Genomic DNA, 12722 nt, shown 5'->3' with positions numbered 1-12722 from the left:
GCTGAGCTGTCATGGGTGAACAGCAGCACCTGAGGGCGCACCGGCCCGCCCACCGCCTTGTGGAACAGCGTCGAACCCGCCAGCAAGGACGCCGCCGTCTCCGGGACCGCGGATATCACGGAACCGTCCACCAGGGGCATGACGTACCCGTCGTCGTCGTGTTCACCCACCAGGGTCATCGGACGGAGTCGAGCGCCCGCCGTCGCGGGAGCCCACCGCGCGATGCGGACGTACTCCTCCACCACGTCCCCTCTGGCGTCCTTGAACTCCTCGAACACGACGCGTTGGGACTGGTCGGTGGACCAGGTGAACGATTCCAGCCTGTTTTCGTCCAGAACACCGGGAGTGGCGAACCCGATTCCCACCAGGCTGCCGTCGTTCCTCTTGAACGGCGTCCAGTTGACATCGTCCGGCCGGACCTCGGAGACAGGCTCGAAATGGCCGCCGTCGCGCACGATGGTGGTGTCCCACGGGTCCAGCTCGAGCAGGTCGGTGGCCCTGCTCATGAGATGGCGCGCTCCTGCTGCCCACATCGCTTCCGCGAACTCCTCCGCCGTGAACTCGGACGTCGCGCGACGGTTCGGATCGACGCCGACGAGCCGGATCGGTGTGGAGGGGACGACCCAGCGCCGGTAGGCAGCAGAGCTCAGGACCCGGGACGCGAGGGTCGCCGGCGTGATCAACAGGCCTTGTACGAGGAACCTGTCCCCCACGAGTGTCGCGTAGACGTAGAAGGGCTTGCGGGCTCGGGCGTTTCCCAGGTGCCCCGCGTGCAGTTGGCCCCACTCCGGCTGGTCCGGCAAGCCGGAGTCGAAGCTCAAGCCTCCTGCCGTGGCGTCGTTCGGAGCGTGCTCGTCGCTCCCGGCCTGGTTCGGCAGGCCCACGACGACGGTGACCTCGGCGGCCGGCAGAACGTCCACCAGCACCCTGTCCGGCGCCGGCTGGGAGGGATCTGCCGCCTGGTCGTCCCACACCATGGACGCGATGACGCTCGTCTGATCGGGTGGGCCGGCGATCAGGACGACCGGCGCCGCCAGACCGAGGTCCTGCTGAAGCGTCACGGACGTGGACAACCTGGACTTCAGCACCGCCAGATTCGCCTGCTCCGCGAAATCGGCGAGCTGGTTGGACACCGGATCGACGTGGAAGCGACTTGCCTGTGCCAGCTGCTCCTCGATGACGTCGCGCAGTGTGGGCATGACCGATGGGCGCGTGGGTGGCTGCACCAGCTCGAACCCGGCCGGGATGGATCCAGCGTCGCTCGCGGTGTCCGAACCGGAGTCGTACTCCTCCGCGCCGGGGATCGGCGTCCCGGGGCGCGACAGGAGAGAAACCGACGCCACGGTGTCACTCCCGCGCGTGGGAACGTCCAGGCCGCCCGTCGTGCGAACGCCGTCCGCGTCGATGGTGTGGAACGTGCCGGACCCCAGCGGCGTGACCGAACCGTCCTCGGCCACCTCGACGCGGCTGTCCGGACCGGTCACCCTGCCGCGATAGCCCCCGTCGCGCAGCAACGACGAAAGACGTCCCAGCCGGCCGTCCACCTCGCAGCTCAGGAACACCAGGTTCGAGGCCTGCCGCCAGTTCTGCCCGCCCGGCAGGCCGGTGGCGGTCAGCAACCGCATCACACCGGCCTCGTCGAGCCGCACCACCCCGCCGTTCACACCGCGCCACGGCAACGCGAACCCGTCCTCTCCGTGGTGCACGACCACGGAGAACCGGTCGTGGCCACCCGCGCCCCTGCGGAAGGCCTCGCGGACGACCGCGCCCTCGGCCTGACCGAGGAAGGCGACACCGGCGACCACACCGTTCTCGTCCAGCAGTGGCGATGGGTCCACTTCGGACAGAACAGGACCGACCAGCCGGGCGAGCGGGATGGGGCGGTCCACCGTTCCAGGTGGACTGTGGAGGGTCACGCGGGAGCCCGCACCGTCCTGCCCACTCTGCCCGGTGAAGGGCGATCGCGTCACCGCGACGGTGGCCCGCCCGCTGCCGGAGTTGCTCATCGCGGGGAAGACCGCGCCGACCGAAGTACCCCGCCGGTTGCGGAACAGCTCCCGGATGGCCTCCTGGTTCCCGGTGCTGACGACATCCGAATCGGGTCGTTCCGCGAGCGCCACCTCGATCCTGACCTCGTGCGGCCCGACACCGTGGTCGCCCTGCGGCCCCCGGACCGTGATCCGGACGTGGCCGACGTCCACGGGCATACCGCGGTGGGCCATGTCCTGCGCCTCGTCGGCCAGCGCCGCGCGGAACCGGCTCTCGACCTCGGCCACCCGCGCGGACGAGAACAGCCCACCGGTCTGCGGGTGCACCGGACCGCGGCTCGTTCCCCCGCCCTGGATCGTCACGGTCGGCATCGCCGTGACCCACTGCCCCTGCGGAAGCCTCAGCTGCCGCCACGCGGCAGCCCGCACCACGGCACGAGCGGTCGTCTCGATCTCGGCAACCGAATCGGTGCGTACATCCGTCCCGGTCGGGTCGAACTTCGCGGTGGCCTCGGGAACGTGGTTGGCCGCCAGTTCCCGCAGTTCGACGGGCGGGCGTGTGCGGCTGCCGGGAGGGACGACCTCGACGATGTCGCCGCCGTTGTCGATCACGTAGTTGGTGCCATCGCCGAGCATCAGGTCCTCGGTGGCCGCGAACATCCTCGGGACAGCTCGCTGCGGCGCGACCGTCCGCCACGCCCGCTGGATCGCGTTGGCCGTGCTCCCGCCGAGGTGACCAGGTTCAACTCCACCCACTGAGCACATCTCGAGCATCAGGGCCGGAGTGGTGTTCGGATGCGCCTGTGCGAACAGGTGGTGGCCGCTGAGGACGGCAGCCGCCTCTCGCGGGCCCATCAGGACCCGGTCACCCAGCAGGTAGGGCCGGTTTCCGCGCAGCGCCACGAACATGCCCGACTTGTTCCCGTGTGCCCCGGCGTACCACGTGTCAAGCCCGAAGAACGGGCTGAGCTTCGGCACCGAGGTCTTCGTTCCGGCGCCGGACGAATCCGGGAGCACGCGGCTGGAGAGGTAGAAGTCGCGGTAGCCGGTGCTCGCCCTGATCGCGTCGATCCCCTCCTTGACCAGGTCGAAGTCCGCTGACGGGAACAGCACACCGCGGAGGTCGCTCATCAGGGGGTGGGACACGAGGTCGGAGGCCGCCGGCGGTGGCGTGACCGCACTGCCGAACCCCGGCACGTCCACGACGATCGAACCGTCGGGCGAGAACCACATCCGTCCATCGGACCAGTGGATCCTGCGCGAGTAACCGCCTCCGGCGAGACCCGCCGCCAGCTCGTCCTGCCCCACCACGGGGCCGTCGACCGAGGCGAAGACCACCGACGGTTCCACCAGACCCGTTTCGACGATGGCATTCGTCCCCCTGCCCAGGACGAACCGCAGCCTCAGGTCTGCCCGCAGCACACCCATCAACACCCGCGGGGTGACGTCGACATCGCGCAGCCCCCGTGAGGACGCGCGGTAACCGGCCGGCCCGGTCCGCAGGAGGACGAACACCGGCGGGCTGTCGTCGTCCTCCCAGCTCGCCGTGACCGGGGTGCCGTCCGGAAGTTCCGGGAACCACAGCGAGTCGTCCTCCGCGGCGGCGGCCGACGCCTGGACCTCGGCGAAGTAGTCGTCGTCACCCACGGTGCGCACGACCAGGACCCTGGGGTTGCCCTCCTTGTCCAGCACCGGCGTCACGTCGAGATCACCGGCCCGCAGCTCCGACACGTCCGTGTACTCGGTTCCCGGGTCATCGATCGTCGTGAGGTCGCCGCCGCCCTGCAACGCGTACACCGTCGGGAACAAGCCGGACTCGTGCAGCCGTGTGACGAGGTCGAAGGCGAAGGTGCCGAAGTCCTGATCACCGGACAGGTGCGGTTTGATGATCACCACGGGACGGCTGGGATCGGCCGTCAGCGCCGAGAAGAAGTCCTGGTCGAACAACAACGCCGTTCCGCCCCAGGCACCGTCCACGTCGACCTGCGCGCCATCGCCGAGAGTCGCGCGGGCGGCACCCGCGGCATCACCGGGGGTGGCCACGAAGAACGGCCGTGCGGCGCCCCACGGCCCCGGAACCACGAAACGACCGCTCTCCACAGCGTCGGAGAACGCCTGCACCGTGTCACGTGACCACGGACCCGCCTCCTCCCCGCCGGGAAGCCCGAACACCGAACCGGAGCGGAACACCGACGTCGCGTCGACCGGCATCGGGTGGTGGGCGAGGTGGGCGTCCGTCGCCACGATCAGGACGCCGTTCGCCCTCCTCTTGAGCTTCCCGGCGACGCTGTAGGTCTCGAACGTCTTCCCCGTGGCCCTGGAGAGCTCAGCCGCCAGTTCAGCGGTGAGGCCGAGCGCCTGTTGCTCGTTTCCCCAGTAAGTCCGGTTCAGCAGCACCAGAGCCGGTTGTTCGGGTCCCTCGAACGCCGCGAGGACGTCCGGCCTGTTCACCAGGAACCCGGCGGTCTCCCGCGGGGTGAGCCGGAGCTCCCTGCCGCCTGAGCCGGGGCTGAGCTCGAAGTGCCGCCCATCCTCCGTCGACGACAGTGCCAGGACCAGGGGGCGCACCCGTCCCGGTTCGGTGAGCGCTGCCCATGGAAGCGGCAGCACACGTCCGTCCACCTCGGGCTGTCCCGGAGAACGCACGTCCGAGATCCGTTCCGCATGGACCGTCCGGACGCTTCCCGGTGGAGGGGTGTACCAGCGTGTGCTGGAGAGGTCGAACCCGATCAGATCGCCGGAGGAGTTCGAGAGGGCACCGGAGACCACGGTCCCAGGGGTGATCGGGTACCACTTGTCGAACAGCAGTTCGTCCGGCGTCAGCACGGAGACGAGTTCTCCCGGCTCCTCCACCTCGACCCTGGTCCACACCTGCCGATTCGGCGCGTCCTCCCGCACCACCTCGGCGAACCGGTGGACGAAGGCCTCAGCGGCATCCACCTCGTCGGCCGGATCTTTGGTCGATGCGTCGGGCGAGCTGAACAGGAGGATGATGCGAAGGGGCAGATCCCGGTCGAGCAACCGGAAGGTGTCCGAGTCGCGCACCAACCGGCCGGCGATGTCCGCGTCGAGCATGTAGTCACCGGAGAGGACATGACCGTCCTCGAACTCCAGCAGGACGAACGCCGATGAGGTCGCGGTCCAGTCGCCCCCTCCGAGCCACTTGTGCACGCCCTGCGGCCACCCGTCCGACTTCGCCTCGTCGGACACCAGGGCGATCGCGTGACGTGCATTCCCCGTCGGCGGGTAGGTGACGACGTCGTACGGGAGTGTCGAGGGGCTCCCGGCGGTTCCGGCCGGACCGGCGGGAGGGGCGCCGCCGGGCAGTCCCTCGCGCTCGCGCTCGACCAGCTCCGTCCCGGTGTCGACCGCCAGCTGGGCCGCCAGGGCCGACGGGCCCTCCCCGTCTCCCAGCAGGCCGCGGAGCTCCTGGTACCTGCGGTAGGCCACCAGCCGGACGATGGCGTCGTGGTCGAGGTTCTCCTGCGCGGGGACCTCGATGAACAACGGCGGCCTGCGCACGTGCCGGTCGACGATCCGGCGCGCCTCCTGCAGCAGCGAATCCACATCGCTTTGCCGCGCCTTGCCCCAGAAGCGGTCGACCTCGCCCACCTCGTCGAGACTGGAGAGCAACCGCGTGCGCGGATCGGTGTCGTCGTCGCTACCGGTGGGCGGGAAGTGGACGCCGAACTCCGCACCGAGGTCGACGGTCAGCGGAACCGCGTCAGGGGGAGCCGGCAGCTCCCGCGCAGAGTCGATCTCGGTCGTGGGCGGGCGCGGCGTGGTCCGCGGCGACGGGGACGACGTGCGCGGCCCGACCGCATCGACGGCGTCACGCCGTTCGGCGTCGACAGTCTCCCGGCGCTCCTCCTCGGCTGGCTCGCTGCGCTCCTCCTCGACCGCCGCCCGACGCTCCTCCTCGACAGCCTCCCGGCGCTCCTGGTCATCCGCCTCCCGGCGCTGCTCGGCGACGATCTCGCTGTCGTGGTCCGCCTTGGCCTGCCACCACTCCTGCTTCGCCTGCTCCTCCGCGAGCACGGCCGCGCGTTCCGCCTCGACGGCGTCGTTGTAGGCGGCGCGGACCGGGCCGAGTTCCTCGATGACGCTGGTGAGCCGCCTGTCGACGTCGACCAGCTTGCGCAGGCGCGCCTCGGCAGCCGCCCACTCACCGCGTCGCTGCCTCACCTCCGCACGGCTGCGCTCCCTGGACTCGGTGGGGGTGTTCCTCCACGCCTGGCGCGACTGCGTGAACTCGGCGTGCAGCGCGCGCTCCAGTTCCCGCTGGGCGTGGATGACGGGCTGGAGCTCCTCCCTGTCCACGATCGCCCGGGAGAGCCGCTGGTCCTCGGCGTCCAGCGGCCGGGAAGCGGTGTCCAGCCGGGCGGACGCGGCGATCCTGGTCCGCTCGGCCTTCAGCCAGGCCTCGGCCTTCTCCGCCAGCTGCTTCGTGGAGTCCACCAGCGGGGCGGGCAGTTCCCTGCCGGTCAGTCGCGAGGCGTCCGCGTCGTACATCCGCACGGCGAACGCGTCGTGCACGCGGCGGTCCTTGTAGACCACCGCTGTCGCATCGCCGTGCCGCGCCTGCGTGCGGGGCCGGGCGACGACACGGGTGTCCACGCTGGTGACCAGCGCTCGGGTCAGCTCCTCGTCCGTCCTGGTCTCGGAGCTCATCGGGTCGGCGATCTTGCTCTCGTCGGTCCGGGAGAGCTCGCCCTCCTCCGGCTCGGGGCCGAGCGCGGTGTGCGTGGTCCTGGTCGTGGACCCGCCCTTCGCGTCGAAGGGGCTGCGGAACGGCTTCGGCCCGGGCTCGCTGCCCTTCACCGGGTCGGTCGAGGTCGCCTGGCCCGCCGCGCCGAACGGGGCCGTGTGGAGCAGCTCCGCCTCGGTGCCGCTGGTGACGCTGACCTCGGTCTCCTCCGACTTCGTGCGCTGGGCGTCGATCCGCACCCCCGCGCTCGTGCTCGCGAACCTCGGCATGCCCGACGGCCGGACGTGGATCTCCACGTCGTGGTCGAGGCCGTCACGCAGGGAGAGGACGAACCGGCCGTCCAGCGCGGCGTGGAACGCGGCGCGCACGCTCGTGGGGGTGATCGCGGTCCGGAGCACGCGCAGGACCTTCGGAGTGACGTCGACGCCCGCTTCGCGCAGCACGTCCGCCACGTCGCGGCGCAGGACCTCGATGTCACCGAAGTAGTGCTCCGCCCAGTGGGTGCCGACGTCCGTCATCGGCGGGACGGGCGTACCGTCCGGCAGCCTCGTCCGCCACGCCGCCATGTCCTCGTCGCTCAGCGGGCCGGTGACGACACCGTTGTCCGCCTCCGCCGAGCCGAGCCGGCCTCCCCGCACCGGTGGGGGGAACGCCTCCTCCGCGAGCTTGGTGACCTCGGCCTCCTCGGTCACCTCGACCGAGCCGTAGTCGCGTCCGTGGCGCTGGATCCGCAGCGAGACGTCCAGGCGTCCACTGTGGACGGCGACAGGGCCCTCGACGGTGGCCGACTGGCTGTACTTGGTCCGGTTCTCCGTGGTCTCGTTCAGCTCCGTGCGGCCGAAGATCCCTTCGAGACCGGGACCGGCGCCCACCTGGCCCTCGGTCCGCCGGGTCTTGGTGAACCCGTCCTGCGCACTGTTGGGGTCGACCGGGTCGGGGTTGCGCAGGGCGGCCACCGCGCGGGACGACGCCACGGCCGTGAACAAGGTCCGCACCCGGCTCTTCACGCCCTGCGCACCGAGCTCCGCGCTCACCCCGGCGACGAGCTTCGTCACGTTCCGCACGCTGCCCGGCGAGGGTTCCTCGGTGAACGACGCGTCCATCGTGAGCTCGAAGGTCTCGCCGTCGAAGCGGTCCTCCAGCCTGATCGGGGCCACCTGCCCGCCGTTGATCAGGCTGTTGACCATGCGGTTGCTGTCCGACAGGAACTTCTTGACGCTCGTGATGTTGGCGTTCTCGGGGTCGAGGGTGGAGTCCGGCAGCAACCTGCGGGCCTTGTCAGGGCCGATGGCGGGGTGGCGCGCCAGCTCGTCGCGCAGGGCGTCGACGTGCCGCCGGAGGTCGATCGGCCGGCTGATGCCACCCAGCCCGATCGACTGGCCCTCGGTCCGGCCGGGGCTCAGCGACGGTGGCACGGCGAGCGTCCCGTCCGAACGGGGATCGGCCGAACGGGGATCGGCCGGAGGTGTGCCGGTCGTGAGCTCCGCGAGCTGGTCCGCCGTCACCCAGGCGAGCACGGACTCCGGCAGGGGGACGACCTCACCGGCCCTGGTGAGCGGTTTCGGAGCGGTCAGCCCGAAGGTGAGGTTGCGCTTGTGGACGGCCTCCGCCACGACGGTCGCGTCGACGTCGAGGCGGACCAGGAACATCTTCCTCGGCAGCTCGCCGATCGAGAACGTCTCCGTGGTCTCGACGTAGCCGGAGTCCGACCTGCCGTCGCTGCCGCTGTACGGCGATCCGACGAGGACGAGAACGCTGCGGGGCAGCGCGTGCGTGCCGGGCTCGCCGCTGTTCACGTTCCTCTCGGTCAGCACCGGAACTCCGACGACGTAACCGCCGAAGGTGTCGACGGGGCCGCCGAGACCGGTGGCCTTCGACGTCCCCTGGATCTCGCGCACGACCTCCTGGTACTCCTGCGCGGTCACCTGGTTCGCCGACAGGCGGGGTTCGAAGGTGACCCCCCAGGCGCCGAACAGGTCGTGCGCACGACGGCCGTACAGCTTCTTGGCTGAGTCGATCACCTTGACGTCGCTGAACAGGCGCAGGTCCTGAGAGAGCTTCTCGGTGGCGAGCTCCTCGCTGATCGCCTGCGCGATGACGCCGGTGTGGCTGCGCACCACCGGGTCGCGGCCGGACGCGATGCTCATCATCTCCAGCGCGGACTGCTGGAGCTTCTCCGCGCCGTGGAACGACACGATCTCGATGTCGTCGAAGCGGTGCGACATCGGCGGGCGCAACACGTGCGGTGCGGGCGGATCGGGCAACGGGCGCGTGGGGCGGGGCACGGCCGGCACGCCGGGGTCGGCGTCGAACGGGTTGCCCGGTGCCAGCAACGCTTCGGGGACCAGCGTGCGCATCTCGACCGAGATCTCGCCGGGCACGCGGGGAATCACCGCGTGTGCGGGCAGCTGGCGACCACTGCGGCCGGGGATCATCCGGCGAATGGCTTCGCTGTGGCGGCGCTCCGACTCGACTCTGGTGGTGATCGTCAGCGTGGACTTGAACTGGCGGATCCTCTTGTCGCCGATCTCGCCGTCCTCGGTGAGCGAGTCGCCCTTGCGCCGTTCGACCCTGCGCTTCGTCTTCGAGCCCAGGGTCGTCTCCTTCGACCAGGTCCGCGCTCCGCGCACGCCGAACAGCAGAACGCCGAACGTCGTGGTCGAGGGCATGGAGCCGGGGAGCAGGCCCATGAACCGCAGCTGGGGGCCGCCGCCGAGCTCGACCGTCTTGGAACCACCGCTCTCGATGCCGTCCGTGGCCTTGCCGACGTAGACCTCCGCGAGCTCGTCGGCGGTGAGCGGCTCGCCCTCCCGGATGTCGCCGACCCGTGCCGCCACGATCACCGTCGTGCGGTAGTCGTGGAACCAGCCCCTGCGCCGCAACGGGATCCGCAGGCCGCCGTCGCTCAGCCGCCGGGTGAGGCGGGCGATCTCGTTCTCGTCCAGCGCGTCTTTGAGCAACCTGCCGCGCTGGATCGCCTCGACCGCCTTCGCGGTGAGCCGTCCGTCCTCGACGTCGCTGTCGGTGAACTCCCGGATGAACCTGGACCTGCTGACGTACCAGTGCCTTTGCAGCGGGACGTGGTGCAGCAGCGGGACGAGCGCCTGTTCGAGCAGCCGGCCGCTGTCGACCTCCTCCACCACGCCGAGGATCGCCTTGCCGCGCTCGAACTCGGGTGGCCCGTGCACGGTCCTGTCGGCACCGCCGCGGAAGCTGTCGTCCTCCGGGCTCGCCTCGACGAGCCCGACCCGTGCCGCGTTCCGCCGGGAGGTCCAGTGGTGGGCGTTGACGTTGCCGTCCAGCTTCCAGGGCTGCTGGCCCTCCCTGCCGACCTGGCGGACCTCGATGTCGTAGACCATCTCGTAGCGGACGGCGTCGCCCGTGATCTTGAGCGCCTGCTTGGCGGCGTTCGAGCTGGAGACCTTCCCCGACGCGCCCTTCTCGATGCTCGCGCTGCCCGTCACGCCACCCGCCGCCATGACACCGGGAACCGGCTCGCCGCCACCCCCGATGAATCCGGACAACGCGAGCTTCCGCTTCACCGCGTACTTGCCGGAGTGCTCGTAGTGCGCGTGCGTCCGCTCGGTGATCTTGACCTTGTCCCTGACCTGGTCGACGCGAACCCACCGCGCGACGGCGCGCATCTCCAGCTGCGTCCTGCGCGGGCGCCACTCGAACCCGCGTCCGTGACCCTTGAAGATCGGTGGTGAAGCGACCCACCCGGCTTCCGGGTTGGCCTCGCCGTCGTAGACCGCCATCTCCGGCAGGTGCTCCGCGATGCTGCTCTCGCTGAAGAACTCGTTGACGGCGTCACGACCGGCCGAGCCGAGCGCGGCCGCCTTCGCGAAGCGCGGTTGCAGGCGGGCCAGGACCTGGTCGGCGAAGGTGGGCACGCCATCGCGGTTGACCACGGCCGACTCGGTGGCGACGCCACGCGGCAGGCCGGTCATCTCCGGCAGGCGGGTGGTCTCGTCACTCTGCTGCCCCCGCCACACCGGGTCGTCGGCGACGAGCCGGTCGCGGTCGGCCTGGGTGACCGGGGCGATGCCCGCTCCGGTGATGTCCGCGATCCTCGACTCGGGCGGGGTCTGCCCGTGGCGCACCGCACGGCCCGCGTCGTCCTTCGTCGGCAGGTCGGCCGGCACCGTCAGGGTCACCCAGCCGTCGACCTCGACCTCCTGCTCCCCCTCCGGTGACAGCACGCCGCGGCCGTCCTCGTCGAAGAGCCGGAACGACAGGGTGAGCGGAACGTCGACCTTCACCGCCGGGGTGTGCTCGACTTTCGTGGACCTGCCCAGCTCCTTGTTCTGCTCGCTGCCCACCTGCTCGACGGGCGCGACGGGGATCGAGGGCATGACCTGGACCACGACGCCGGGCAGACCGGTGAACTGCATGGGCGGCGCGATGGTGTTCTGCCGCGTGCCGTCCTCCTCGACGGAGGACGACGTCTTGGTCTTCGACGAGGCGACCTGCTTGCTCTCGGCTTCGCCGAGGACCACCACGCGGTCCCAGTGCAACTGCGACTTGATCTTCAGCCCGTAGAACCGGTCGTCACCCTTGACGACGGGACGTTTGCCGTTGGCCTCCAACGTGCCAGCGAACGCGTGCTCGATCGCCTCGGACAGCTCGGCGGCACCGTCCCACCGCTTCACCGCGGGTGCGATACGCCGCACGCGTGACTCGACGTCGATGCGCGCCCCGTCGTCACCGCGCAGCACGTCGATCTGACGTGCCGCACCGAGCGCACGGCTGTCGCGGAGGTACTGCGGGAGGTTGTCGCGCAGCCGTTGCTCCGCCGACGGCTCGGACTCGGGCTGCTGCTCCTGCGGTTGCCGCTCCTGCGGTTGCCGCTCCTCCGGCTTCGGGCTGCCGCCCTCCTCCATGTCGGGCAGGTCGAACCGCACCTTGCGACCGCCCGGCCCCTTGGGCTTCTGCTCGGGACGCGGCTCATCCGTGCCCCGGTACAGCCGCGGCTCCACCGCGCTCACGGGCAGGTCCGCCGTGACCCGTCCGCGGGGCACGTCGGCCAGCAGGTCGACCGGCCCGATCACCCGCGACAACACGGCCAGGTACCGCGAGGGCACCTCGACCTTCGTGACGGGCCGCGGCTTCCTGTCCGGCCCGGTCCGCTCGTGGCGTCCCATCAGGGTGCCCTCGACCGTCGGCCTGGTCGCGCCACCGGTCTCGTCCACCAGTCCCAACATGTGGCCGACCTCGTGCGCGGAGGCCAACGGCCCCTGCCCCGGCCACCAGTGCGTCTGGTCCACGTCGTGCCCGGGATCCAGGTGCACCACGTGGTGCACCACCGGCGAACTCCCGTCGTGCGGAACAACCCGGAACCGCAGCAGGTCACCGTTGTCCGTGCGCAGGTCCGGACCGTTCAGGTACTGGTCCACCCCTGCCTGGGCGTCCCGCAACGCCTGCTGCCGCACCTCCTCGCCGAAGCGGCCTTCGGGATCGATGTCCACGACGACGGTCAGCTCCGTCGTCCACACACCGTCCTGCACCGCCCTCCGCACCTCGAACGCCGACCGCTGCACCTCGGTCTGCCCCGGCAGCCCGCGAACCGCCCCCCGCTGATGCGCGGGCGCCTGCTCCAACGCGTCACGCCGGTACTGCTGCATCGGCACGGCGGGGTTCTGCTGCGCCTCGATCTCGGGCTCGGGCTCGAACACGGACTCCACGTCGGAGTCGTTCGTCAGCGCGTCATCGAAGACGGACCCGGTCTCGCTGTCGGTCTCGCTGCCGGTCTCGCTGCCGGTCTCGCTGCCGGAGCCGAAGCGGTCGAAGTCGGACACGGACACCGACTCCACCTCGGCCGCGTGCGGCACCGGTGTGTGCGAGTCGAGCGGCGAGGGCGAGCCGAGCGACGAGGCCTGTTCCGGTTGAGGGACCTCCGTCCGCGAACTCTGGAACTCCGTTGCCCCGCGGTCCCCTCCGGGCTCGCTCGGCGCCTCGACCACCGAGACCACGTCCGGCCGCGGCGACACGTGCTGGGGCGCGGGCATCTCGACCTGCGAGGACAC

The 12722-nt window shown here is 70.7% G+C and carries 1 protein-coding gene (only partly in view); it reads right to left on the bottom strand.

The annotated features are described in order from the left end of the window. On the bottom strand, positions 1-12722 hold the 5' portion of the coding sequence (locus UK23_RS26610) for a scabin-related ADP-ribosyltransferase (RefSeq protein ID WP_045314381.1). Its footprint begins 19759 nt before the window's first position; the window shows 12722 of its 32481 coding nt (coding positions 1-12722); it begins with the start codon at positions 12720-12722; the stop codon falls past the left edge of the window.

The organism is Lentzea aerocolonigenes (assembly GCF_000955955.1).
Taxonomy (GTDB): domain Bacteria; phylum Actinomycetota; class Actinomycetes; order Mycobacteriales; family Pseudonocardiaceae; genus Lentzea; species Lentzea aerocolonigenes_A.
The sequence above is the reverse complement of the archived record's forward strand: the minus strand, read 5'-3'. Positions and strand labels throughout refer to the sequence as shown.